This window comes from Candidatus Neomarinimicrobiota bacterium (assembly GCA_017656425.1).
GTDB lineage: Bacteria > Fidelibacterota > UBA2242 > UBA2242 > B5-G15 > JACDNV01.
The window spans coordinates 304,136-330,131 of sequence record JACDNV010000001.1; the positions used below are offsets into that span (position 1 = coordinate 304,136).

22 protein-coding genes are annotated in these 25,996 nt (G+C 35.5%); all 22 read right to left on the reverse strand.

Translation table 11 applies throughout. The features are described 5' to 3' along the window. Positions 1–320: 320 nt before the first annotated feature. Positions 321–1,535, reverse strand: a complete 1,215-nt coding sequence (locus H0Z29_01200; GenBank protein MBO8130115.1) for a glycosyltransferase — start codon at positions 1,533–1,535, stop codon at positions 321–323. A gap of 3 nt (positions 1,536–1,538) precedes the next feature. Continuing rightward, positions 1,539–3,746 carry a bifunctional alpha,alpha-trehalose-phosphate synthase (UDP-forming)/trehalose-phosphatase gene (locus H0Z29_01205; protein ID MBO8130116.1) on the reverse strand — a complete coding sequence of 736 codons (2,208 nt, stop codon included), beginning with the start codon at positions 3,744–3,746 and terminating at the stop codon, positions 1,539–1,541. Next, on the reverse strand, positions 3,718–5,679 hold the full coding sequence (locus H0Z29_01210; GenBank protein MBO8130117.1) for a PAS domain S-box protein: 1,962 nt from the start codon (positions 5,677–5,679) through the stop codon (positions 3,718–3,720). Before H0Z29_01210 ends, H0Z29_01205 begins: the two co-directional genes overlap by 29 nt. 19 nt (positions 5,680–5,698) lie before the next feature. Beyond that, positions 5,699–8,095 (reverse strand): DEAD/DEAH box helicase, encoded by a 2,397-nt coding sequence (locus H0Z29_01215; protein ID MBO8130118.1) that lies wholly within the window; start codon positions 8,093–8,095, stop codon positions 5,699–5,701. An 8-nt stretch (positions 8,096–8,103) separates the two neighbouring features. Further along, entirely contained in the window at positions 8,104–8,733 is a 630-nt protein-coding gene (locus tag H0Z29_01220; protein ID MBO8130119.1) for an HAD family phosphatase, read from the reverse strand. 12 nt (positions 8,734–8,745) lie between these two features. Further along, positions 8,746–9,738, reverse strand: a complete 993-nt coding sequence (locus H0Z29_01225; protein MBO8130120.1) for an asparaginase — start codon at positions 9,736–9,738, stop codon at positions 8,746–8,748. 15 nt (positions 9,739–9,753) lie between these two features. Beyond that, the gene (locus tag H0Z29_01230; protein ID MBO8130121.1) at positions 9,754–10,452 is read right to left on the reverse strand and encodes a pyridoxine 5'-phosphate synthase; all 699 of its coding nucleotides are present in this window, start codon (positions 10,450–10,452) and stop codon (positions 9,754–9,756) included. Between the two features lie 9 nt (positions 10,453–10,461). Continuing rightward, a complete protein-coding gene (locus H0Z29_01235; GenBank protein ID MBO8130122.1) occupies positions 10,462–11,643 on the reverse strand; it encodes a divergent polysaccharide deacetylase family protein in 1,182 nt (393 codons plus the stop codon). Beyond that, positions 11,644–12,366: a UPF0280 family protein gene (locus tag H0Z29_01240; protein MBO8130123.1), complete on the reverse strand. Its 723-nt coding sequence runs from the start codon at positions 12,364–12,366 to the stop codon at positions 11,644–11,646. Then, positions 12,360–12,767 carry a 4Fe-4S dicluster domain-containing protein gene (locus H0Z29_01245; protein ID MBO8130124.1) on the reverse strand — a complete coding sequence of 136 codons (408 nt, stop codon included), beginning with the start codon at positions 12,765–12,767 and terminating at the stop codon, positions 12,360–12,362. The genes H0Z29_01240 and H0Z29_01245 overlap by 7 nt, the downstream gene beginning before the upstream one ends. A 15-nt stretch (positions 12,768–12,782) precedes the next feature. Further along, positions 12,783–13,967, reverse strand: a complete 1,185-nt coding sequence (locus H0Z29_01250; GenBank protein ID MBO8130125.1) for a homocysteine biosynthesis protein — start codon at positions 13,965–13,967, stop codon at positions 12,783–12,785. Positions 13,968–14,129: 162 nt separating this feature from the next. Continuing rightward, on the reverse strand, positions 14,130–15,353 hold the full coding sequence (locus H0Z29_01255; GenBank protein ID MBO8130126.1) for an ISL3 family transposase: 1,224 nt from the start codon (positions 15,351–15,353) through the stop codon (positions 14,130–14,132). Positions 15,354–15,594: 241 nt separating this feature from the next. Then, positions 15,595–17,316 (reverse strand): acyl-CoA dehydrogenase family protein, encoded by a 1,722-nt coding sequence (locus tag H0Z29_01260; protein MBO8130127.1) that lies wholly within the window; start codon positions 17,314–17,316, stop codon positions 15,595–15,597. Positions 17,317–17,321: 5 nt separating this feature from the next. After that, a complete protein-coding gene (locus tag H0Z29_01265; GenBank protein MBO8130128.1) occupies positions 17,322–18,338 on the reverse strand; it encodes an electron transfer flavoprotein subunit alpha/FixB family protein in 1,017 nt (338 codons plus the stop codon). A gap of 11 nt (positions 18,339–18,349) precedes the next feature. Continuing rightward, positions 18,350–19,240 carry an electron transfer flavoprotein subunit beta/FixA family protein gene (locus tag H0Z29_01270; GenBank protein ID MBO8130129.1) on the reverse strand — a complete coding sequence of 297 codons (891 nt, stop codon included), beginning with the start codon at positions 19,238–19,240 and terminating at the stop codon, positions 18,350–18,352. A 136-nt stretch (positions 19,241–19,376) separates the two neighbouring features. After that, the gene (locus H0Z29_01275) at positions 19,377–22,133 is read right to left on the reverse strand and encodes an insulinase family protein (protein MBO8130130.1); all 2,757 of its coding nucleotides are present in this window, start codon (positions 22,131–22,133) and stop codon (positions 19,377–19,379) included. A 330-nt stretch (positions 22,134–22,463) separates the two neighbouring features. Continuing rightward, positions 22,464–22,739, reverse strand: a complete 276-nt coding sequence (locus tag H0Z29_01280) for a hypothetical protein (GenBank protein MBO8130131.1) — start codon at positions 22,737–22,739, stop codon at positions 22,464–22,466. A 221-nt stretch (positions 22,740–22,960) separates the two neighbouring features. Continuing rightward, positions 22,961–23,704 carry a sulfite exporter TauE/SafE family protein gene (locus H0Z29_01285; protein MBO8130132.1) on the reverse strand — a complete coding sequence of 248 codons (744 nt, stop codon included), beginning with the start codon at positions 23,702–23,704 and terminating at the stop codon, positions 22,961–22,963. A 46-nt stretch (positions 23,705–23,750) separates the two neighbouring features. After that, the gene (locus H0Z29_01290) at positions 23,751–24,137 is read right to left on the reverse strand and encodes a hypothetical protein (protein ID MBO8130133.1); all 387 of its coding nucleotides are present in this window, start codon (positions 24,135–24,137) and stop codon (positions 23,751–23,753) included. A gap of 5 nt (positions 24,138–24,142) precedes the next feature. Beyond that, entirely contained in the window at positions 24,143–24,703 is a 561-nt protein-coding gene (locus H0Z29_01295; GenBank protein MBO8130134.1) for a permease, read from the reverse strand. After that, positions 24,700–25,182 carry a permease gene (locus tag H0Z29_01300; protein MBO8130135.1) on the reverse strand — a complete coding sequence of 161 codons (483 nt, stop codon included), beginning with the start codon at positions 25,180–25,182 and terminating at the stop codon, positions 24,700–24,702. Before H0Z29_01300 ends, H0Z29_01295 begins: the two co-directional genes overlap by 4 nt. 124 nt (positions 25,183–25,306) lie before the next feature. Next, positions 25,307–25,903, reverse strand: coding sequence for a GNAT family N-acetyltransferase (locus H0Z29_01305; protein MBO8130136.1), 597 nt, complete (start codon positions 25,901–25,903; stop codon positions 25,307–25,309). Between the last annotated feature and the right edge of the window lie 93 nt (positions 25,904–25,996).

The following is a 25,996-nucleotide window of genomic DNA, read 5'->3' on the forward strand; positions in this document are numbered from 1 at the left end:
AATTATATTGTAATGATAACAATAATGTACTTATTACTATTATGTTATTATTTCTCGTATGAAATCTTCAGCTTTAATCCACTTTTAGCTAATATTCTATCTCTCTCAATTAAATCGGTCAGAATACATTTTAAACCCTACTCCCAAATTCATACATCGAGTCTTCCTTACCTCAATGTGCTTATACTCTCCCATCAGTAACACCTATCCATAGTCAAGTCCACTCCGGTCATTTTCCCCTATAACTCTAAGCTCTTTAGACAAGGAAAATGGTAAAAGGGTAACTATAAGAACAAATCAGACAATCCTTCTATACATTATCAATATTCATCTAATACATATTTTAGTATTTCCAGGTAATCCAGTAACATCCTGGTAATTAAAAATTTATCCAATACAACTTTCCGTGCATTCTCACCTAGCTCTTTTGAAAGATTCGGATTCTTTATAAGCTCAATAATTCTCTCGGCAAATCCCTCATAATCATACGGATCGAGTAAAAATCCATTATATCCATCCTTTATCTGAAGAGGTATTCCGCCAACATTTGAAGCTACTACAGGCTTCTTCTTCCATAAAGCCTCTGTAACTACCAGACCAAACCCCTCTCGTATAGACTTCTGCACGACTACATTAGAAATTGTTTGAAGTATGTTTACAAGAACATTATTCTCCGAAGTAATTAAAATTATATCACCCTTCTCAAGAAATTTATTTGCCTTTTTCTCGACTTTTCTATATATGATTAATCCTTCAGGATCATCAGTGGCCATACTGCCACATAGAACCAATCTACAATCAATTTTTTTCCTAACCATCTTATATATCTCTATTAACCCTTCAGGGTCCTTCCACTTATCAAATCTCGATATTTGAGTTATTATCGGTTTATCAGTTGGTATTCCAAATTTTTTCAAATACTTATTGATAACCTTCGTTGGTAATTGAATATTCTTCGGGGATAGGGGATCTATAACTGGATACACAACCCTCTGCTCGACATAAAGATCATCCTTGAGATATTTTTCATTTGATACTATGGCAAGATCATACCTAAGAATAAACCCTTTTAAAAATTCCCACAACTCTTTATTGGGATTGGTTATATCTACATGACATCTCCATATCCATGGCTGGGTCTTTTTATAAAAATTTATAAGAGGCAAGGGCTGTGGATCATGTATTATTACAACATCATGGTCAATATGTGTATAAATGGAAAAATTTTCATTGGACTGTATATAGAGGTCTTTCTTGATCTTCGTAAGATTAATTTTATCACCCTGTAGAGCATTGTGAAACTTCTTTGTTATATTGAATAAATCAGGATTCCCCCTTATTATCCGCCAGCCCGTATCAATTCCAATGTCATTCATTAAAGGGACAAGACTATTTAGAATCTCAGCAACTCCACCTCCGAGATAGGTGGAATTAAAATGAATTATTCTTTTACCTGCGATACCCCTGGCCTTTCTATATATCTCATGCAGTACTTTATCCCCCACTATTGAACGATAATTAATTAAATGTATCATCTGTCACTCCCCCTGATCTGACATTAATTTTATTATAAATTCCCTCACCTCTTTATAATCTCTTAATCTAAACTTGGCACTGGTAGAGCCAAAGCCTACCTTTATAGTTATTCCATCGTCGGATAGAGACCGAAACATATCCTCATCTGTCCAATCATCACCGATAGCAAGTATGAAATCACTATCTATTTCTTTGAGCCACTCTCTTACTGCTCGTCCTTTTCCAATTTCCGAATTCTTAATCTCTACAACCTTATTCCCCTCAAGCACCTGCAGGTTTGTTCCAGCGATCATATATGACAGGTTTTCCACAAGATCCCTCGCTCTTATATATCCCAAATCGGAATTCACACCCCTATAATGCCAGACCAAAGAAAATTCCTTCTCCTCTATGGATGACCCCGGTGTCTTGTCAACATAATATTCCATTACAGATCTTATCTCATCCTTCCAGCTATTATCTACATCCTCCAGTTTATACCATGAGCCACTTTTTTTCTTAAACCACGCGCCATGTTCTCCCGTAAGATTTACACCGATATCACTAAACCATTCATCCATTGTTTCTCTATCTCTACCACTTATTAAAACCACCTCGTTTTCCCTACTCAAATCTTTCAGTACCCTGATAAGTTCAGAATCAGGGCGAGCTTCTTTTACTCTTCTGAAAAAAGGAATAAGGGTACCATCATAATCAAGGAAAAATAACCTTCTGTTGGCATTATCATACATTTCTTTTATCTTTGTAAAAACCGTCTCACTAATAACGTCCGAAACCGCTTCTTCCTGCTCTGCTTTAACTCTTTTCAAACTATCTAGAAAGTCTTCTACCCATCTGTAAACATCATATCTTTTCAATTTATTAAACATCAATGATACTCTGTCCCTAGCTTCACTAATCGGCATTTCCATGGATTTCTTAATCGCACTTACAAGCTCATCCATATTATTGGGATTTACAATGATTGCCTCCGACAACTCTATAGCCGACCCAGCCATTTCGCTTAAAACTAACACCCCTGCATCAGGATATTTAGTTGAAATAAACTCTTTTGATACAAGGTTCATACCATCTCTGAATGGGGTTACGATCGCTACATCAGAAATTTTATAAAAAGCTATTAATTCTTCTTGCCTAAAACTTCTGTAGAAATATTCTATCGGCAGCCAATCTATTGAACGATATTTAGAGTTTATTCTGCTAACATGTCTATCTAACTCATCTTTTAATTTTCCATAATATTCTACCTTCCACCTTGATGGTACCACAATCATAAGCAATGTAACTTTTCCTCTGTATTCTGGATATTTATCCAGAAACCTTTCAAAAGCTAAAACCTTCTGTACAATCCCTTTTGTATAATCAAGCCTATCAACTGACAATATAACTTTCTTATCACCATATCTATTTCTCAATGATCCAACTTTTTGCTTAATAAAAATATCATTAGATGACTCATTAAATCTATCAACATCAATACCAAGCGGAAACGTATCGGCTTTTATAACTCTATTTATTACCAGCAATTCATTAAAAAAATGCTCAACTCCAAGTATGTGCTTAATAGAACTTAAAAAATGTCTCAAGTAATCATAGGTATGGAAGCCAATCAAATCAGCACCTATTAATCCCTGCAAAATTTCCTCCCTCCAGGGTAACAGTCTAAAAATTTCATAGGAGGGAAATGGTATATGCAGAAAAAACCCAATACTGGCATCAGGTATTTTCTGACGCAACAAACCCGGCAATAACATCAAATGGTAATCTTGAATCCATATAATTGAACCTTCAGTATAAATTTCTAAAACAGTATCAAGAAATCTATCATTTACCTTCTTATAGTACTCCCAAGATTTCTTATTGTATTCTGCATGCTCTATAAAGTAATGAAACAAAGGCCATATTGCTTTATTACTGAAACCCTCATAATACCACTTATACTCGCTCTTTGTAAGAAAAAGCGGGAACATATTTTTCTCCCTTAGCAGTCTAATTATAGATGTTCGCACCGGTCCTTTTATATCAAACATTCCGGGCCAGCCAACCCAGATACTTTCGTATCTGCCAGCTAAAGACCTTAATCCACTTGCGAGACCACCTGGAGAAGGTTTTACATCTATTTTACCCTTCCTATAAGATATGGTAACAGGTAATCTATTTGAAACAATAATCAGTTTATTATCACTTTCCTTCGTCTTTAGCTTTTTCATAGAGTTCCTTATAAATGTCTGAATATAATTTTTTCATGCAATCAGGACAAATGCTATGAGTAAAATCCACATCTGTGTTTTCTGATATGTATTTCTCTACATCATTCCAGTAACCTTGATCATCCCTTATCTTTTTGCAATTCGCACAAATAGGTAACAGACCAGATAACTCCTTTACCTCCCTTAAAGCTTTACGTAATTTTCTTAGTAACTTTTCTCGCTCATACTCTTCTATCTTATGTTTTAAAGCAATCGCAATTTGTACAGCCACCTCTTCCAGAGTCCTCACTTCCTTAGACAACTCGCTATTTTTCATATATTCAAAAATTATCATAGCACCGACAATTTTCCTTTTCACTTTTAATGGTAAACCTATGGCTAATTTTGGTAAATATTCAATATTTTCTATATCTATATCCGACTTTTCTATAACATCTATCATTTGGTTAGTCGATAAGATTATCATTTTTTCATTTCTCATTACTTCCCTTGATAAAATCTTCAATAGCCTTTTTCCGTAAAATTTTATTGGAACAGTACAATTATAGTAGGGAATACTTAAATATTTGCCCCTATGATTTATTGTGAAAAATATATTCTCAACATCAACCACCTTTTTCATCGAGGAATGTATCTCTTCTAGAAAATCTTTAAAAGCCCTCTTAGTGTACACAGCATTCGATATTTCAAAAAACGCGATATTCATATTTTCTGCTTTTACTCTTGCCGAAACGTCCTTGTATATAGCGAATCTACCTACAATCTCTCCTTTATCAAAAATTGATACAGCAGAAATAGACACAGGAATCTTCTTACCGTCTCTCCTCTTTCGATACGTATCATAGAAAATGTATCCTGTATTGGACATCTTATTAAGCCTCTTGCCTTCTTCTCTTATTTCATCGGGAACCATTACATCATCAATAAACTTACCCCGAACTTCATCCATTTTCCATCCAAATACTTCCTCAAATCTTTTATTTACCTCAAGAATATAAAAATTTCTATCCATATAGACCATTGGCTCGGGATTATAGAAAAATATCCTTTCAAACTTTTCCTTTTCCCTTCTTAATTCCTCCTCAATGTTCTTAATCTGAGTGATATCTCTGGAAATTCCAACAAGCCCAATGATATCTCCTTCCCTGTTAAACATTGGAACCTTTGTAACACTTACCCACCTTTTTTTACCTTCGGTTTCAATTAGCTCTTCCTTTCTTACTATACTTTTGCCTTTCTGAATTACTTCCTTCTCATCCCTTTCGGATTCTTCCGCAAATTTCCTATCAAAAAAATCATAATCGGTCTTGCCATATGCCTTCTCCGGACTTGATAAACCAAGCCTTTTAGCATGATAGTCGCTTATTAAAATAAACCGTGACTGTTTATCTTTAAAAAAGATTCCATCGGGAATACTTTTAAGTAAGGTATCCAGCATCTCTTTCTCATATTGAGAGAATCCTGTAATTCTATTATCCAGATAAATTCTAAACTTCATTTCCAGAATTCCAGATAAAGTTTCTAATACTGAATCTTCAATAGATTCTTTATTAAAGGTAGAAAAAAATATTAAACCATCGTATGATAGACCTGATAGTTTAAAAGTTATACAAAAAACATTGTCCAGTGTATACCCATTTACCTTAACTCTTCCGACAAGATATTTGCTATCTTTGTGATCTCTATCCTTAAATATATTTTTATAATCATCGGGAGATAATCTCAGAGGACCTCTATATTTTTTATTCCCACTTTCATAAATATTGAGAATTACAAGTTTTTTATCAACTTTGTTAACAAATCCAACTCCAATAATATCAATGTAACTACATTCACCCATTATAGACAGTATATCTTTGGAAAGGTCTATAATCCTTTTATATCCAGTCACCTCGACCTTTACAATTTTATTTATTATTTCATTTAAATTCACATTTTCCTCAAAAAAATTTTTAACGATTCAAAAGTACTTTGCTCCTTAACAATTTTAGTATTTCCATTGCTATAAACTTTGTATTCCTGCTACCTGTTTCCTCACTGGGACCAACACAGACAGGACAGCCAGAAGAGCAAAAACACTCTTCAATCAACTTATAAGTTGTCTCCACAAGCTCATCAAATTTATAATAAAGGTCTTCAGAAAGTCCTATCCCGCCGGGATAGTTGTCAAATATAAAAATAGTCGGTTCAAACTTACCTATTTTTTCGGGACTTATTTTCATCTCTGGTCTTGACTCATCAGCCATTGTATACACTCCCCTTGAGAAGGGTGTTGACCTTACATACCAATTCGCATTTCTATCACCAATTGCTCGATTCATGTCCTTGGGATCGACCATTATCAAAACGGAACCTGCATGATGCAACGCATAGGATAAGCCAAGCACCCCACTTATATTTTCACTTTTCGAATAAGGTAAATCATCAAGGAATGACCGTGTCAATGTAAACCATAATGCATTGGTCACCATTTCCTGCTCAGGAAGATTTATCTTTCCATATCCAAGATTCTCTGAAGTGTAAAACTTAATCTTTTTAAAACCAACAGCTTTATTTGTTACAAGAACCTCACCATTTTCCAGAATAACAGAATCAAATTTCTTCGACTCATATATATCAAGAATTCTCACATGAGTATAATCAATAGACATTGTGAAGTAATCAGCATTGGATTCCCTTACAAATGCTTTCTTCCCTTCCCAATCCAATTCTTCGACAAAATATTGATTTCCATCAACCATATAAATTGCACCTGGATATATTGTTGTCGGTACCGAATAAAAATCCACCTCACCAATCACTTTATCACACTCATCTCTATTAACTACCACAAAGTTTTCATGGGAGATACTCCTGATGTTGATATGACTCGCAGGATAATCCTCTGATTCCCAGTACCATCTATCGCCCTGTTTTACCACTTCGCCACTTTTATTCAGCATTCCAAGAATAGCCTTTGTATTTTCAATGGATATATTACCGAAGGTTTCACTACCGGAAAAAGGTAGTTCAAAACTTGCACATTTTATATGATCAACCAGTATCATAACATTGTTTGGATTTATCCTTGCACATTCTGGATTCCTGTCAAAAAAGTAACTCGGATTATTTATTATAAACTGATCCACAGGGAAGCTCCTTGCCACAAGAATCGCACAGGATAGAGCACCCCTTCTACCTGACCTACCAGCCTGTTGCCAGACTGATGATATATATCCAGGGAAACCAGCAATAATTGACACATCAAGACTACCAATATCAATTCCTAGCTCAAGGGCATTTGTCGCAATCACACATTTAATATAGCCCTCTTTCAATCCTCTCTCAATTTCTCTCCTTCTATATGGCAAATAGCCCCCTCTGTATCCAGCGATTATCTCTTTGCCTGCTTTATCAGATCTTCCTCTCTCAAAATCATCTTTAAGATATTTTGTTAGAATCTCAACATTTAGCCTCGATAGAGCAAAAATAATTACTGATATGTTATTATCAATGAATATTCTCGCAAGATTTCTTGTCTGGTGCAAATAATTTGCCCTGATTCCAAGTTCATTATTGACAATTGGTGGATTATAAAAGATAAAATACTTATCACCAGTTGGAGCTCCACTTTTGTCTATTAGGACAAAATCCTCTTCGGTAAGGTTTTCTGCATGCTCTTTTGGATTTGTTATTGTTGCCGAGCAGCATATAAATTGTGGATTAGAGCCATAAAACCTACATATTCTCTTTAGTCTCCTGATTACATTTGTGAAATGAGACCCAAAAACTCCACGATAAATATGCAGTTCGTCTATAACTATAAATTTTAAATTGGTGAACAGTTTAACCCACTTCGTATGATGTGGAAGTATACCCTGATGCAGCATATCAGGATTCGTTACAATTATGTTCCCACGCTGTCTTATCCTCTGTCTTATATTCTGGGGAGTATCACCGTCGAATGTCTGAGCATATACATCAATTCCCAACTTATTTATAATATCATTTAATTCAAAAATCTGATCCTGGGATAACGCTTTTGTCGGGAAAATATATAATGCCCTCGACTCACTATCTTCAATTATGGAGTTTACCACTGGCATGTTATAACAGAGTGTCTTACCACTTGATGTGGGAGTCTGGATACAGACATTCTTGCCTTCTTTAATTAATCTCCATGCTTCAGCCTGATGTGAATAAAGCTTTTCAATACCTCTTTTGATAAGAGCTTCTTTCAAATCTCTGTTCAAATCATCGGGGAAATCAGCATAAGAACCATTATTACCAGGTATTAACTTTGTTGCAGTAATACTGGCTTTAAAAGATAAATGATTCCTCAAACGCTCTATAATTTCTTCCAGCGTCAGGATGGAATTTATTGAGTTTTCCTTGTTAATCCTATTACCTCTTTTTGTTGTAAATACCTTTCAAGACTTTCTGGATTATCAAAAAGATATGTGTGAAATCCAATTTTCTCTGCAGGTAAAAGATTAGCTTGCAGATCATCTATAAATATAATTTCATTTGCCTTTGCTTTTAGCTTACTCATTACAGATGTGTAAATTCTCTTATCAGGTTTTACATATCCAAAATCATAGGAAAAAAACAGATAATCAAAATACCCGAATATATCATAATTTTTATTTATCGATTCAATATGAAGTGGATTCGTATTTGATAATATACCCTTCTTTATATTCCTATCGATTTTCTTCACAAGCTCTATCATTTGCTCATTTAATTTAAAACAGCTCGCCCAGATTTCTATAAGCTCTTCTTTATTTACCTCATTTGTAAGATTAAAACGCCTCTTCAATCCTGCAACATAGTCTTCTATGGCAATCTTTCCCTTCTCAAAATTTTTTTCCAGATTAGATTCAGGAAAATCTAAGAGCTTCTCTACAGGTTCACCAGTAATGTCAGAAAAAATCCTGAGAGCTTCTTCCTTGTCAACATTTACTATTACATTGCCAAGATCAAAAAGGACAAACTTTATATAAGACATTATTAATAAACTTCAGCTACCTGTTTCAGATACAATTTCTGTTTCTACTCTTCCATACTCTATACCAGCGTGATTCTTAAGAACAGGGTTTTCGTATTTTTCGAGTTTGGTCAAGATGGTCTCACCAATCAGCTTCAAATGTTTTAAAATCTGGATGATAACATACGCAGGGACTTCCCTATTACCACTCAAGGACTTTACAGCTGCTCCATAATATTTCCCATCTTCACCTTTTAACCCAATAGCTCCTATACCATCATCTCCCGTCTTTGATACACCCTTACCACCAGTAGCGATTATAAATTCTGTATCAAATCTATTTCTCCCAGCAACATGCTGCGGATTCAATGCCATAGCGGTAACCACCTTACGGAGATTTTCATCTTCCTCAGCAATTAATTTCTTATACATAATAGCAAGATTTTTTAATGGTAAAAAATATGTAGGAGAGTTGCAATTATCAATAGCAGTGGGAATTTTCTCCATTTCGGAGTAAGTCTGTATTTTCTCAAAAATATTCTTTTGTATCGGATGATTTTCCAGATTATAATTTTCAATTGCGACATCCATAGCCTTTGCCATTGCTATCATTCCAATGTGAGTTCCTGAACAGGCATTGTGCACCGTGGTAGGTCTTTTCCCCTGTAATATCAACTGTTCATAGCTCGACCTATCAATGGGAGGATGAACTCCACACTGTAAATCATCGACAGTTATATCAACTTTCCTCATCATCTCCCTTAATAAATCAACATGAATGACTTCTCCGTTGTGTGTCGAACACAAAAGAGCAAGTTCCTCATTTGTCAATCCATATTTGTCTACTATACCTGCCTCCAACATTGCTACAGCTTGAAAGGGTTTTGCAGCAGAACGGATATAGGATGGGAAATTCTGATCACCTGCTGAAAAAATTACCTTGCCATGATCGTTAACTACAACCGCATAGCTAATGTGAAAATTCTCTATTATATTGCCTCTGAAAAATTTCGTTATCAATCTCATGTACCAAATCTCCTTTCACTTACCCTCAACTAGAATAATATATTCTTTTAAGACTTCAGAAAGCCCTTTAAAAATTGCCTCCGCCAATAATATATCATCCAATGAGATAAATTCAAAATCAACAATATTAATTAAAGAATCTATAACACGTCTATTTAAACCCCCAGATATAGAGACCCTCATACCGTTTTTCTTTGCAACTCTAGCACTATGAGCTATTTGCTCCAGTTTTTTGTTATATTCAATGTGCATCTCTTCAAGAGCCAATGAATCTGAAGCCAGCTCAATCTCATCACATCCATATTGATAGGCAAATTTTAAAAATTTCAAATCCGGCTGCAGTCTGATAACAAATCCAATCTCTTCCCTATTACTGAACTCAGAAGTTACCTCTTTTATTTTTTTTGACGGCAGAAAAACAGATAAATCATCGCTAGATGGATCAATCAGTGTTATTACGTCAGGTTTATATTGCAACAGGCGCTGAATTATACCCTTTTCAGGAACAACCCTGACATTTATCCTCGCCTCAGTCATTGACTTGACTGTATCGAGAAAAAGCTCTATATCATCTACTACATCATAGGAAAAACAGATACCATGAATATTATTCACTTCTAATAGACCTACAATATTATAAATATTAGAAAGCTTAAGCCTGAAATATTTTTCAAACTTAATAAAAGAATCTAAATTAACTTCTAAATAGGCCATTTTATACTCTTATTCTACAATTTCAGATGCATATGTTAATATAACATCTGAAAAATAATTTTCCTCAATTAATTTTTTGAAAACCTCTAATGTCTCCGCTTTTACATGTCCAATCCCAATAGCTTTTCCCTTTCTCTTAGCTATCTCCTTTAACTTATCGAACTTAGCCCTAATTTCGTTTAAATCTGTCTCATTATCAAGAAATACCGATCTTACCGCAGTCTTTACACCATTTTGCCTCATAATATCAAAAGCTACACTTTTAGGAGATGTGAGACTATCAATGAAATATAAACCCTTTTCCTTTATATTCAACGCAACAATTCTCATCAACGATGGATCCTGAGTTGCCAATGATCCCATATGATTATTAATCCCAACTGCTTCGGGCAATTCCATAACAGCCATATTCAATTTTTCATTTACTTCGACAGGGCTCATACCTGTCCGCAACATAAATTCCTCTTCACCATAATTATATCTGCTATTCGCTTCTATAGCTTCCATTGGCATATGAATTATAACCTCTTTGCCAGCTCTTTTTGATTCAGCTGATATGATCCTCGAGTATCTATGCCCTGGAATTACCGAAATATTGAATTTCACACCCAATTCAAGAAATTCCTTAACTATATCATTATACCCATAACCAAAATCATCTATTATTATTGCTATTCTTGGCTTTATCAAAAACTCTTTACTGAAATATCTAATAAGACCGAGATTATCCTTCTTCAGAACCAGAATATAACCTGTAGGTTTCTTACTATAGCTTACAAAATATACGTATCCCTGATTCTCTCCAATTTGTGATCTTTTATAGATTTCGTATCCATTCCGATTCAGTATCCTGAAAACGGTTTTTTCCGACTCAATAAGTGATCTGGATTCATCAATCTCATATACCATTGTCCCTTTTGGAAGGGTCACCTTTTTGAATCTCTTTATATCAACATAATGAAATCCATTCTTAATTAAATCTGACTTTACTTTGAATACAAATCTCCTATAACCCTCAGCCAAAATGTAGCTGTCTGAAGGTTTTGAAACGGGCATGAAATAATATACGATAAAACCGATAGCAAGAATTATTAATATAAAGATATACCTTAATCTATTTTCGTCCTTTATTTTTTTTAAAACCTCTCCGTAAGGCTTTTTTAAATACCTAACCCGTTTCTTTTTTTCCATTTAAATTTCAATCAATTCAATATTTCCTTTTACTCCTAATTTATCATTTTTTATTACTAAAATACCATCTATTTCATCTTGTTTAGTAGCCTTTGAAACAATCATTTCAATATCATTTTCATTCTTTATCATATTGGCTATAGAGGTAGCCACTGCATCAGCCAAAATTGTTGACTTTGAAACCACGACTACAGCATCCGCCTTCCCAAAGCTTAAAGAATGTCCAACAGTCCCCGATGAGGTACAGACTCCTATCGGCATTATTTTAGCTTTTATTTTTATTCCTATTCTGCCTGAAAAAACCGAATCACCAGCGTATATAGCTATATTCCTATCCTTTTTTGAACTTAAAAATATATCTCCCCCATTCTCTATTATCACTTCATCAGTATATTTTAAAAGGTCTTTACCAACATATTCGGCAACAGCCCCAGCCACGCCCGCCATGGGACCAACATCTGCAACCCTACTATAAAAAATCATATCTTTTACAATATCAGGTGCCATTCGGTCATCATTAATTGGATTCAAACTTTTTAAGAACTCAGGACGTTTCCGAACGTAATCCTCAAGAATTCTTCTATACCTGTCAAGCAATCCTACCGCTTCAATAGATAAATCACGATCACTTTGAATAAAAAGCTCACTTTCTTTTATTCTGACTGTAAAAGAAATCAAATCCTTTGTTTTACACCAGCTTTGATAAAATCTTTCCATTAAAATGTTGCCTCCATAGCTCCTACCGGGCATGCAAGGATGCAGTGTTCACAAGCAATACAATCATCTTCGATAAATTCTACTTTCATTGTATCTATATCCATTAATAAAGCTTTGGTAGGACAGACTGAAATACATACTCCACAGTGTACACACTTTTCATCGTTCTTCATTATTCTTTGTTTTAATGTCTGTATTATTATTCCCTTAGATTTCAAATATTCGATACCTTCATTGTAATTTTTATCTTTACCTTTTAATTCTATAACCAACAGACCCTCTTCATCCGGGGTAACATAAGCCTTCAGTATATTAAACTCCAGATCAAAATCTTTTACAAGCTTACATATAATCGGTTGATCTACAAGACTTGGTGGGAATTTTAGTACAATCTTTTTATTTATCATTTATTTACCTCACATTTACCTTATAATTTTTACTTCTTTCTCCCAGCCTGGGAGCCTTTCCACAGGTTCCGTTAATAAAAACTTGCCTTCCTCAATCCACTTTTTTAATTCATTAGCAATCTTTCTTGCCATATAATAACTTGCAAGAGATCCAGTTGGTATTCCTTTCCCACATATTTTTATCTCGCCACTTCTCAATTCTTTATAGGTAACCTCTTTAATAATTTCCCCCGTTCCTTGAGGATAAGCCCGACTGTAATCAACTACAGGAGCATAAATATCGACATCACTTACAGAAGTATAAAATGCCATTTCTTCATCTAATATAGGGATAGGTATCCCCATCCCAACATAAAGAGAAGCACCATAACCGGTAATTGATGCTCCTTTCAAATATTCCGGGCTCATTTGTTTTAAATCACCAATAACCGCTATCGTACCCGCAGGTCTCTTGGGCACACCTCTTTCAGTTCTCTCTACATCAGGATTATGCTGTGTGCCATACCAGGATATATAACCAACCCCACCACCTAGAAAAATTCTGGTGCCTATACCAATAGTCTTATAAAATGGGTCATTTAAAAGCGGAGACAATTGACCGGCGCTGGAGTAATTGGCATTTCCCATCCTTGGTCTTAAAACGCCCAAATATGTATAAATCACTTTATCCGAAAGATTTACAGCAACATTATAGTTTTGATAACTATTTCGCGGGTTATAAAGAATAGCATTTCGAAGATTTTTAATATTTATAAATTCATCCAGCTCTTTGCCCGGATAGCAATCTGTACCGTATGCTTCAACTTTTAAATGAACATCTTTACCCGCAACCAGATCCTCAATTACATGTCCTCCACCATATCTAAACCTACCAGGATAATATTTATTTTTTGGATCATCCTCAGGTAGCGCCGTCGCCCCTATTAAGACATCAAGCGCAGCATATCCTGCATATGCTGGTACATCATTAAGATAACACTTACCGCCACCTATTTTTATCGTAGGTTTCCTTGGACCTATATTGAAATAAGCACCACTGGAGCACATTGGACCGAAGGTCCCCGTAGTTACTACGTCTACCTCCTTTACAGCACGAGACTCGCCCTTTTTCCTTACTATTTCTATCATCTCCTCTGCTGTGACAACTACTGCTTTACCAGATTTTATTTTCTCATTAATTTCCTGAATTGTCTTTCCCATATCAGGCTACCCTCATTGTTAAAATATTCTGGGAAAGTTAAAAATTTTAATAATAGTTTGAAAATTAAAATAATAAAGACACAATTTAATAAAGACCAAAGATTTGTTATTTCTTGCTAATTATCGATTATAGCTTTTGAAAAATGGGCTATACTGGTATTTTTATGGGTAAAGGCTTAATCCACCGAGAAAAAACATGATAGCTGTTCTTAGATTTTCATATCTCTTAAAACACCTGGCTGTAAAAATAATCTCTTGAATAATCGAATTCATTGTCTCTGATATCGAATTGGTAATCTTATGTATGACATAATTGATTATACCTGATGTATGTTTGATAAAAAGATTTACTACCTCAATAATTGGCCTTAATCCCGTCTCTCTTGCATTATAAACCCACTCTGTAAAAAAGAACTTTGCATCATTTATTGATTGACTGTTAAAATATTCTCTGAAGTTCTCTTTCACTAACCATGCTTGAGAGGTCTTTAGATTAATATCACGTATCTGTTGAAATCTTGTCCTTTGCTTATCAGTCCACTTCTCTTGATTCTTAAGAAAGATATATCGACTACCCTTGAGAATCTTTCTCTCTTTAATAGATATAGCCCTCATCTCTTCTCTTCTTACTGAATCAACCGCATTGTTCAGATATTTCATTAAATGAAATCTATCGTGGACTATATCTGCTGACTTTAAACATTCTCTGGTAGCATTTATGTATGGTCTCCACATATCCATGCAAACCGCTTTTACTCCCTCTCGTTGCTTTGTGTCTAATGTGTTTCTGATTAACGATAAAGCCGAACTTTTTTGTCTACCTTCAATAAGTCCTAATACACGCTTTTTATCAATATCTGTTAACACTGTTATGTAACTATGTCCTCGACGATAACTCTTCTCATCTATACCTACATAACTTATCTCTCCACTCAACTCCCGACGGGATAAACCCCTCTCTACAGCCCTTTGCATTATCCTGTGTACCTGATCAAAACTTATTCGTAATATCTCTCCTACCTTCTTCTGTTTCTTAAATAACAATAACATGTCTATGGCTAATCTCTCAAATAAAATTGTAAAACGACTATGAGACTCCGACCAGGGAACTTCTATACTTAATACACCATGCTTTGAACATTTAACCCGTGGAACTGAACATACTATAAAGGTCTTTAGTTGACAGGTATCTAAGTGCCTCCATCTCCTCTCCCTTCGATGATCGTAAATACTACATTCTCTACCACACTCAGGACATTTCGCTGTGTTAGACACGTATTCAACCTTAACAAGAACCTCTTCATCTTCAAGAGAAAGTTCAACCCCGGTAACTTCCCAGGGATATTCAATCCCTAATATCTGCTGATATAATTCCTTGCTCTTCATACCTAATTCTAACTATTTATCCACACAAAATCCAGTAGTGCCGAAAAATGAAATAAAGAAACAACTTAATAAATATAGCCTTTCTATATGTAGTTTTGTCAAACGCTTAAATATGAATTTGGTTAATCAGTTTGCATCGGGATATAAAATTTAATACAATGGTAGTATCTTAGCACTCATTTAAATACATATTGTTTTAATTATCCAACAATAAATGTATTGTCAGTGTGTTATCTATAAATTATAAAAGAATCTCATCTGCGTGCATGATATCGGAGAATTCTTCGTTTTTAATTCTCTCAATATTTCTATTTGCTTTGCCGAGTGCATCGATTATGTAACGATTGGCAATATAGATCTTTCTATTATTAATTTCTGCTTCATCCAGAAGTAAATATCCGATATATAGGTAACTGTATAACTCCACAAGGTCCTGTGCTGCTACATCCTGAAAATCGTTATCCTTCTTTTCTCTAACATATTCCAGAGACTCCAGAAATATCTCCCTTATTTTCTTCAAAATTTCGTTCAATCTACTAAGATTTCCCCGATACTGCTTATTCATCTTTTCATTAAAATAATCCTGAAGAATATCATTTATAACACCACCTATCGCTGCTACTATTTGCATCTGAGATGTACCTTCGTAAATATTTGTTATCCTTACATCACGATAAAGTCTTTCAATTGTAAAATCTTTCATATAGCCAGTACCACCATGAATTTGGAGGGCATCATAACATATTTTATTTGACGTCTCTGTAATTACATATTTTGTCATCGGAGTAAGCATATTGGCAATTTTAGTAACCTCTTTCAACCTTTTGTTATCCTCAGAAAAATCTTTTCCGACGGCTTTATATTTTTTTATCTTTTTCTCAAGAGCATTTTTTAAATCCACCCAATAAGACGTAGAATACAATAAAGACCTACATGCTTCAAGCGATACTTTCATATCAATCAGCATATTTGTTACCACAGGTATATCGTAAATTGGACGTCCAAACTGTACCCTTTCCCTTGCATATTTCAAAGCCTCTTCATAAGCTGCCTGAGCTATGCCCAGAGCCTGAGCGGAGACACCAAGTCTTGCTCCATTCATCAAATCCATAACATATTTTATTAATCCAAACTTTCTTTGCCCAATCATCTGTGCAGGTGTATCGTTGAACTGTAGTTCACATGTAGGTGATCCGTGAATTCCAAGTTTATCCTCAATCCTTCTAACTACTAGTGAATCGTCATTGTAGCAGACAAATAAACTTAAACCTCTTGCATCTTTTGTCCCTGGCTCGGAGCGTGCTAATACAAGCAATACATCGCCACATCCGTTTGTAATAAATCTCTTCACGCCTCTCAAACGCCATGTACCATTCTCATCTTGATACGCAGAAAGTTTAACAGCCTGTAAATCAGATCCTGCATCGGGCTCTGTCAAAGCCATAGCACCTGTAAATTTGCCACTTGCAAATCCAGGGAGAAATTCCCTCTTCTGCTCCTCACTACCATATTTATTTATTGTCTCCGCTATATCCTGAAGCCCAAATAAATTCATTAGCGACGCGTCAGCACGGGAAACCATTTCTATCGCCATCATGTAAATCGATGTAGGAAAATTTAACCCACCATATTCCCTTGGCAGAGTCATTCCCATCAGTTCAGCCTGAGACAATCTATTAAGATTTTCTTTTGTCCCTTCGGCATAATAAACCTTTCCATCTACTAATCTATTACCCTCTCTATCAACATCTTCCGCACTTGGCGCAATAATATTTGCTGAAATATCACCCACAATTTCCAAAACTTTTCTATAACTATCCATCGCATCTCCGTAGTCGGATGGTGCATAGGGAAATCTCTCCGTCTGTGTATAATCATCCTCAATAATTCTTACTATCTCTTCCAGATTTAGTTTTTCAAAGTGAAAAAGTAAATCCTTATTATCTATAAAAAAATTCTCCATAACCCTTACCTCAATTTATGTTTAAAGACCTCAATAAACATTGGAATTACTTCCATGGCATTACCAACAATTTTATAATGGGCAATGTCAAAAATTGGTGCCTCTGGATCTGTATTTATTGCTATTATCTTCTTTGCCTCTTGCATGCCAGCTCTATGCTGTATTGCACCCGAAATACCACAAGCAATATACAACTTCGGTCTAACAGTTACCCCTGTTTGCCCAATTTGTCTCTCATGTTCTATAAAACCAGCATCAACAGCTGCTCTGCTACCACCAACTTCACCACCCAATAGATGTGCAAGCTCATACAAAATTTTAAAATTCTCCCTCGAACACATCCCGTATCCACCTGCCACTATAATCTGGGCTGACTTCAGATCAACTTTTTTCTCGGATCTACACTGCTCTACGATTTTTATAACTTCATCGATAGAATCAGATTTATACTCAAAACGGGTTATTTTCCCTTCGTTGTAACCCGGGATTTCAACCTTTTCCATCACTCCTTCGCGTACCGTCGCCATCTGAGTCGGGCTATCCGGCGAGATAATTGTAGCTATTATATTACCACCAAATGCTGGTCTTATCTGTAGAAGGAGATTTTTATATTCTTTCCCAAGATATCTCACATCAGAAATCTGCAAATCAGTACAATCAGCTGTCAGACCACTTCTTGTAGCAGAAGCTACTCTTGGAGCAAGGTCTCGACCTATATGAGTAGCTCCAAAAATCACCACTCTTGGTTTCAGTCTGGTTACCAGATCAATAATTACCCTGGCATATGGTAATGTCAAATAGTACTTCAACTTCTCATGATCAATTAGTAATACCTCATCCGCACCAAATCTGAACGTTTCCTTAGCGATATTTTCTACTTTATACCCGAGAAGAACCGCCACTAGCTTCTCATTAAGTGTATTTGCAAGCTTTCTACCTTTAGATAACAACTCAAAGCTTACATCAGCAGGTTTTCCATCCCTCTGCTCTATAAAAACCCAAACATTACTATTCTCACTCATAAAAATCTCCTTTAACCAAAAATTCTATCTGCCATTAGTTCATCTATCAGCCTACCCAAGCCTTCCTTTGTAGGCTCTATCACGACAGGTTCCTTTGATGCTAAAACTACCGAATCTATTTTATATACTTTCGTTGGTGAACCTCTAAGACCGCACCGCTCTTCAGGAAGTTGTAATTCTTTCGCTGTTATAGTCTTTATTAGTAAGCCTTTATCATCATATTCCTTGATTAAATTATCAAGATATGGAACCTGTGTGTCATCAATTATCTCGCTCAGTTCAAAAATAGTCTTTGCTTTTTTATAATACATTACCCTTTTGGCCGAGAACGGTCTTGGTTCAGCTGCATCCTTTACAATAGTCAACAGTACAGGTAATCTGGACTCAACGATTTCATACCCGCCATCAATTCTTTTTTTCACAATTATATGGTCTTTATCCAGCTCCAGAATTTCCTCCGTATAGGTTATCTGTGGGATACCGAGTTTTTCAGCAGTCTGAGGACCCACCTGTGCTGTGTCTCCGTCAATAGCCTGCCTTCCCGCCATAATTAAGTCAAATTCGCCAAGATATTTAATAGCCTCACTCAGGACATAACTCGTCGCAAGAGTATCAGCACCGGCAAACTTTACATCGGATATTAAATAAACCTTGTCTGCCCCCATATATAGACTCTCTCTTAATATATCCGCAGCCCTCGGTGGACCCATTGATATCACAGTTACACTACCACCATATTTTTCCTTAACTCTTAACGCAATTTCAAGAGCAACCTTGTCCTCAGGATTAAAAATTGCAGGTAGTTTTGAACGATTAATTGTACCATCCTCTTTCATCACGTTGCCAGTTATGTTTGCTGTATCGGGTACCTGCTTTACTAATACCACAACTCTATAAGACATAACATCCCTCAAATTTTAGCTTCAAACTTATAAAAAAGATTAAAAAAATAAAAACAATACATCGAATTTAAAATTATGAAAAAAGGCTGCACCAGTCAATGACCAGCACAGCCCTTTATATGGGGAGGGGAATTATCTACTCAATCAGGTTACCTTCGGTGTCGATCAAATGTATCTCAGTAAACCCAGCTTTCTTAATAGAACCCATAATTTTTTCTTTATCTCCGACTACCACCCATATTAGCTTATCGGGATGGATAGTTTTCTTAGCCGCCTTCTGAAGTTTAGAAATATCAAGACTTTTTACCTCATCTGGATATTTCTTATAATAATCACTCGGTAAATCGTAAATAACAATCTCGGCAAGCGATGATAATATACTTCTGTTTGTCTCCCATCTACCAGGAAGACTTAATACCATATTTTTCACTGTTTTATCAAATTCCTCTTCAGTTATAGGCTCTTCAGTCAATATTCCATTTAACTCGCCTAAAATCTCATTCATAGCATCAGCTGTTTTATCAATTTGCACCGGTGCGTATACAATAAAGGGAGGTTGACCTCTGGCATCGAGAACCAAAGACCTTGCTCCGTATGACCAGTGTTTTTCTTCTCTCAAATTCATATTAATTCGAGAGGTAAAGGTACCTCCCAGAATTCTATTCATAGCTTCAATTGCTAAATTATCAGGATCATTTTTAAGTGGAGCTATATGTCCAGCTATTATTACCGACTGAGGTGATTGAGGTTTATCCATTATATATACTACAGATTTTTCAGGGAATGTAACCTTAGAGATTTTTATTTCAGGAACTCCTCCAGGTTTCCACTTGCTAAAATATTTGTCAAGAATTGCTCTTAAATCACTTCGAGTAATATCTCCTACAACAATAAGTTTGGAGTTGTTTGGTTTGAACCATACCTTATAATAATTCACAAGGTCTTCTCGTGTTATTGAGTTTATAGATTCAATAGTACCAGATCCTGTCATTGGGTTTCCGTAGGGATGATCTTTCCCATATATAAATCTAGGCAATACGCGAAGCGCCATATATACAGGACGTGCCATCTCCTGTTGTATATTAGCTATAATCCTTTTCCTTACTCTTTCTATCTCATCCGATGGAAATGAAGGATTTAATACAACTTCGCTGAATAACTCAAAGGCTTTATCAAGAGTTGTATTTAGAGAAGTCAGATTTACATAGGAATAATCAAGATTTGCACCTGTAACTATACTCGCACCAATTCTTTCTAATTCATCATTTAATTCAAGGCTTGTGTACTTTCTTGTTCCCTCATTCAACATATCCATCGCAAAATTTGCTACTCCAGGCTTTGATAACTGATCAGATGAATATCCAGCATTTATAATTAACATTGCATTGACAGCGGGAATTGATTTTCTTTCTACAAGATAAACCTCAAGCCTATTATTCATTTCGAACTTTACAAAATCAGGAAACTCCGGCTCTGGTGGACTTCCTACTTCAGGCAATTTTGCTCTATCAACATCCCCTAATGTACTCGTATAATTGGGGAATGGATGCACCTCAAGAACAAAATAACCAGGCCCCATCCACTTCCTTGCTGTAGACAATATATCCTTCTTAGTTACCTTCGCAACCCATTGTAACTGCCTTTTATAGTGAGAAGGGTCTCCTATAAAAACCTGATTTCTCGCAAGAATATCTGACTTACCACCAAAACCACCAATTCTTTCTATACCTCTTATAAAATCAGAGAAATAACCAATCTTCACCCTATCGAGCTCATCATCCGTTGGTCCTTTAGTCAAGAACTTATCTATTTCTTCGTTAAGGATTCTCTCAACTTCTCCCATATCAGCATCATTACGCAAGTCCACAACAATTATAAGCTGTCCTGCGATTTCTTTTAAATCAGCAAATACCGATACATTGGTTGCCAGCTGTTCATCATAAACTAATCTTTTGTACAACCTTGAGGTTTTTCCAGATGCCAGTATATCAGCAATGAGCTCAAATTCCGTTCCCTCTTTAGAACCATACTCTGGAATGTTGTAAACCCTGTACAATCGAGGTTGTGGAACTCTATCCTGCATTACAAATCTGTGCTCTCCCCTTAAAACAGGAATCCATCTATCAAACTTTTCAATTGGAGGTCCACTGTGGAAACTACCAAAATATTTCTCAACTTTTTCTTTTATCTCCTCGGGATTCACATCTCCAGCGATAACAAGTGTGGCATTTGCAGGACCATAATATGTCTTAAACCACTCGCGAACATCCTCTAAGGTAGCTGACTTCAAGTCTTCTTCATATCCTATAACAGGCCAGGAATAGGGATGTTCGCTGGGGTAGGTATGTTCAGCAATTATTCTCCACGCTTTGCCGTACGGTTGATTTTCATATTGTTTTTTCTCATTAATAACAACACCACGTTGTTCATCAAGTTTTGCCTGATCTATTGCTCCAAGCAGATGTCCCATCCTGTCAGATTCCATCCACAACGCCAGATCAATTGCATTAACAGGTACATTTTCAAAATAGTTCGTCCGATCATTATTAGTTGTACCGTTCATATCAGTAGCACCAACTTTTTCGAAAGGTTTAAAGTATTCATCATTATAATGTTCTGAACCATTAAACATTAAATGTTCAAAAAGATGCGCAAAACCTGTCTTACCTCTTTTTTCATTTTTTGAACCCACATGATACCAGATATTTACCGCAACTATTGGTGCTTTGTGGTCCTCATGCACTATAAGGGTTAATCCATTATTTAAAACATACTTTTTGTAAGGAATATCGATTTTTTTAATCAGGTCTTCATACTTCGAAATATCACTTTTCCCAAGAGCAAAGGTAAAAATAAATATAAGGAGCACTACAATTGAAAATCTTTTCTTCATGTCAACCTCTAGTAATACTTTCAACTCTTTTTAATAATTAAATTATACATAACTAAATTTAAAATTAATAAACTTTATCCAAAAGAATTTTACTATCTAAGGGGCAAATACATACACAAAATAATCTATTTCAATAGCTTTGGTGCTATAAATATAAAGTGACGAAAATATTTGTCATGTAGCTTTTTGTTCTGTGTTTTGGTTTAGGGATATACTTATAGAACGTTGCCAGCATAGAAGAAGTCTTGGTAAACAAAAACTTTTGCAACATTAACTTATTATGTTGTGTTAGGGGGAATACTATTGATCTATGCGATAAAGTAATGTATATCAATTCAATGAAAGTTCCCCACATGTAAAAACTATAAAGGTGTCTCTTATTTTTCCTTTAAATTTGACTCGTAAGCTATCTACCTCAAATTCTGAAGGTAAATTAATTGGGTCATAATGTTCGCCATCATCAGCTATTATTCCATAAAATCCACCTTCAAAGTCCAGATATATAACTGTCCCCTTACCCTCAACAATATCATAATCATTTGATACACAACCAGACAATATAATAAGACAGAACAATAACACTTCCAAAAGGTTTAGAGTCCTCATATCAAACAACTCCAATCAGCTGATATACATCTAAGAAATAGCCACTATGTCGCCTAACGGTTCCAGCATAAAAGGAGTTGCCAAAGGCAATTTGGGCGAAGGGTAGCGAAGACTTTTATCCGCTGTTAGTAGACCCGAACGAGGTGAGGGCAAGGCAACGAAGTTGTCGCAGAGTTCGGGGGCAAAATTCATCTTCACAGTTATACAACCTTCTCCAGTCATCATATTGCCTTAACCAGCACAATTATTGCGAGAATCACAATGAATAATGAAAGCCCAATTTCTAGCCACAGTGGCTTTGTCTTCAAAGACATTAAACTACCTATTCGGGCTCCAATTATTGAGCCTACGACTACCACTACAGCGGGGAGAAACATTATATTGCCGCGAGACCAAAACACAATCGCTCCTGCAATTGCTGTAAAAATAGTCGCAAACAGTGATGTGGCTATTGCTTTTCGAATACTAAGTCCTATTATTTTTAGGAAAGGGGGAAATAAACTACCCCCACTACCTCCACGTAGAATTGTTAGAAAGTTGAGAAAGAATGCTCCTAAAATGATAATATTTGGGCTTGGATTAATGTTTTGTGCTATTTGTGGAAAAGTTCTATTCATATGAATCCCTAATACACTTATAATGGATACGATAACAAAAATAATTACTAAAACCAATGTTGAGATATATCCCGTTAAAAATGCCCCTGTTAAAGTACCCATTATCCCGCCAATTATTACATATGGAGCAATTTCCCAATCTATGTTCTTTCTATGACTTATAGCGCCAGTAAAGGAGGACAATGGTATAACTACTAAATTTATTCCAAAAGCGCTTAACAAGGGCAATCCGGCAACATAAAGAAGTGGTATCCTTATAGATCCTCCTCCTATACCAAACATACCACTCATAAATCCGGCAAAAAGACCTATGAAAAGATATATAAGCATTTGTGTTATTGGTTCCATTTTATTTCCCTCATCATATTTTGTCCCTGAATTTTTGTTAACGGTTTTAGGGTATGCGAAGTTCCGACTTGTCGGAATTTGAGTAAGCAGTAGCGAACTGCATACCCGCTGTTAATCGACATTGCTTTAAACTTTTCACTACCTGTATGCCCATTATTTTAACGCCATCATTTGTCTTCATAGATAATGTTGCTGGTTCAGTAATAAGGCACTGCCCTTCTTTAATATTTATTATTTCCTGATTAACTCTTACTTCTGCTGCCCCCTCGATAACATAGAAAATAACATAAGAAGCCATTTCACAAGTTGGCATCTCTCCACCGGCTTGAAGCTCAATAATTCTTGCTTTAAATTCCTTAGCCTTATAAAAGACATTCTTATCCCCTTCCTCATACGGATATGCTTTCATTGCTTTAAGATCAAACACTTGCATCCTCTTCACCTCCTAAGATTTGTTTGTTTTTTTTTATCACTCCATTCAATTAGTCTTTCTATTAATATTCCCATTATAGCCACAAAAATAATGGTTAAAATGAGTCTTGCTGCCATAAATTTTGGCCCAAGAAATTGAAGCTCTACCACCTCTTGTGGAATTTTTATGCATGCCCATGCAGAGATAAACGCAATGATACAGGATATTTTGGCGCCTTTTTTAATTAAAGCAGAAGCCATAGGAAAAGCTACATAAAGAGGGCCTGTTGGCAATGACCCCATCAATATGCCAAGAAAAACAGCCTTTATTCCAGCAGCTTTACCTAAGTATCTCACAACCATTTCTTTTGGTACAAACACACTGAAAAGACCCATCAATACCATCACAGCAGGAAGTATCAAAATCATTTCAATAAAGAAGTTCCATGAAGTTGTGATTACTGCCTCTTGTTTGTCAGGAAAAATTGATAGTAAAGCTATTGTAATAATTAAAGTGATTCCAAGAATGATAGCATCTCTTTTCATCCCCTTTCTTTGTGTTCCTTTTTCTTTAACATAATCTTTCATAGAAACACCCCCATGATAATACCAATAATGATTGCAATAACAAAACTTATACCATTTCTCATTAAAGCCATTTTCTTTCCTAATTCCTTTATTTCTAAGGGCAGTGTAACCACGCCAATCATGGTTAAAGTGGTAATGAACACTGCAACTGAGGTAACTGATGCTCCGCTTTTGAGGAGAGATGCTGCTAATGGGAAAGAAATTAAAGAGGGGATGTGCAAAAATGCTCCCAACAATGCTACAATAAGTACTCCCCCGAAACCTGCTTGTTCACCAACGATTTTAGAAATTTGACTTTGTGGTATGAAACCTAAAAGCAGACCTATAAAGATTATAATAATGAGAACTGAAGGGATAATACGAAAGAATGACTTTAATGATACAGTTAGTGCTTGTTTTGTTTTTATCCGATCCTTAATAATCGCAAATATTAAACAGCCAAAAGTAAAAACATTTATAAATATGGTAGTTGTATTCATGGTATATTCCTTAATAAATATATAGCAATGTAGTATAACGTTTCGGGGATATGTGAAGTCCCGCTTTGCAGGATTTGGGCGTAGCCAAAGGCGGAGCCATATATCCACCTGTTAGGCGAAGTTATCATTTTAATTCTTTCGTCATTCTATAAAATTGTAATATTTTATCTCTTTGTAAAGGTACTGAAAACTCTTTTATTATTTCATAACCCAATTTCTTGTAAAAGCCAATTGCACCTATATTATTCTTCTCAACATCTAGTACTATCCTTTTAGCGCCCATTATCTCTGCTTCTTGTTCAACTTCAAACATCAACCTTTTTCCCACTCCCATTCCTCTGTACTTAGGGTATGTAGCAATATTGCTGATATAATATTCGCCCTCGTGTAGTTTTCCAACCGTAGCATTAAATTTCATTAATAACGATAACCTACATATTATAACAACACCTATTCTCTTAAATAACAAAAATCCCGTTTTTAAATTTTCTTGTTTCTTTGTTTGCCAATCATACCCCAAGACCATACCAGCTTTCTTTTCATCGACTTCAGCAAAATATACATTTTCAAAAGAAAATAAATTAGAATGACGACAAAACAAATCTTGTAATACTGAGTGTATCCTTCTGCTGAAAAGAATTTGAAAATAGGGAGCAGAGATAAGCATCAAATTGGAAAAATCTTTCTTGTCATCTAAAGTGGCTTTTCTAACTTTTATCATAGTTTACACCTTTGTTCATATCGTTTAATAATTACGCCTAACGTTTGGCGGACATGCGAATTTCGGCTTTGCCGAATTTTGGCGGAGCGAAGC

Bases quoted from the DNA above. Each gene is read 5' to 3' on its own strand.
- H0Z29_01200 (MBO8130115.1), bottom strand. From the start codon at position 1,535: ATGATACATTTAATTAATTATCGTTCAATAGTGGGGGATAAAGTACTG.
- H0Z29_01205 (MBO8130116.1), bottom strand. From the start codon at position 3,746: ATGAAAAAGCTAAAGACGAAGGAAAGTGATAATAAACTGATTATTGTT.
- H0Z29_01220 (MBO8130119.1), bottom strand. From the start codon at position 8,733: ATGTCTTATATAAAGTTTGTCCTTTTTGATCTTGGCAATGTAATAGTA.
- H0Z29_01225 (MBO8130120.1), bottom strand. From the start codon at position 9,738: ATGAGATTGATAACGAAATTTTTCAGAGGCAATATAATAGAGAATTTT.
- H0Z29_01230 (MBO8130121.1), bottom strand. From the start codon at position 10,452: ATGGCCTATTTAGAAGTTAATTTAGATTCTTTTATTAAGTTTGAAAAA.
- H0Z29_01235 (MBO8130122.1), bottom strand. From the start codon at position 11,643: ATGGAAAAAAAGAAACGGGTTAGGTATTTAAAAAAGCCTTACGGAGAG.
- H0Z29_01245 (MBO8130124.1), bottom strand. From the start codon at position 12,767: ATGATAAATAAAAAGATTGTACTAAAATTCCCACCAAGTCTTGTAGAT.
- H0Z29_01250 (MBO8130125.1), bottom strand. From the start codon at position 13,967: ATGGGAAAGACAATTCAGGAAATTAATGAGAAAATAAAATCTGGTAAA.
- H0Z29_01255 (MBO8130126.1), bottom strand. From the start codon at position 15,353: ATGAAGAGCAAGGAATTATATCAGCAGATATTAGGGATTGAATATCCC.
- H0Z29_01260 (MBO8130127.1), bottom strand. From the start codon at position 17,316: ATGGAGAATTTTTTTATAGATAATAAGGATTTACTTTTTCACTTTGAA.
- H0Z29_01265 (MBO8130128.1), bottom strand. From the start codon at position 18,338: ATGAGTGAGAATAGTAATGTTTGGGTTTTTATAGAGCAGAGGGATGGA.
- H0Z29_01270 (MBO8130129.1), bottom strand. From the start codon at position 19,240: ATGTCTTATAGAGTTGTGGTATTAGTAAAGCAGGTACCCGATACAGCA.
- H0Z29_01275 (MBO8130130.1), bottom strand. From the start codon at position 22,133: ATGAAGAAAAGATTTTCAATTGTAGTGCTCCTTATATTTATTTTTACC.
- H0Z29_01280 (MBO8130131.1), bottom strand. From the start codon at position 22,739: ATGAGGACTCTAAACCTTTTGGAAGTGTTATTGTTCTGTCTTATTATA.
- H0Z29_01285 (MBO8130132.1), bottom strand. From the start codon at position 23,704: ATGGAACCAATAACACAAATGCTTATATATCTTTTCATAGGTCTTTTT.
- H0Z29_01290 (MBO8130133.1), bottom strand. From the start codon at position 24,137: ATGCAAGTGTTTGATCTTAAAGCAATGAAAGCATATCCGTATGAGGAA.
- H0Z29_01295 (MBO8130134.1), bottom strand. From the start codon at position 24,703: ATGAAAGATTATGTTAAAGAAAAAGGAACACAAAGAAAGGGGATGAAA.
- H0Z29_01300 (MBO8130135.1), bottom strand. From the start codon at position 25,182: ATGAATACAACTACCATATTTATAAATGTTTTTACTTTTGGCTGTTTA.
- H0Z29_01305 (MBO8130136.1), bottom strand. From the start codon at position 25,903: ATGATAAAAGTTAGAAAAGCCACTTTAGATGACAAGAAAGATTTTTCC.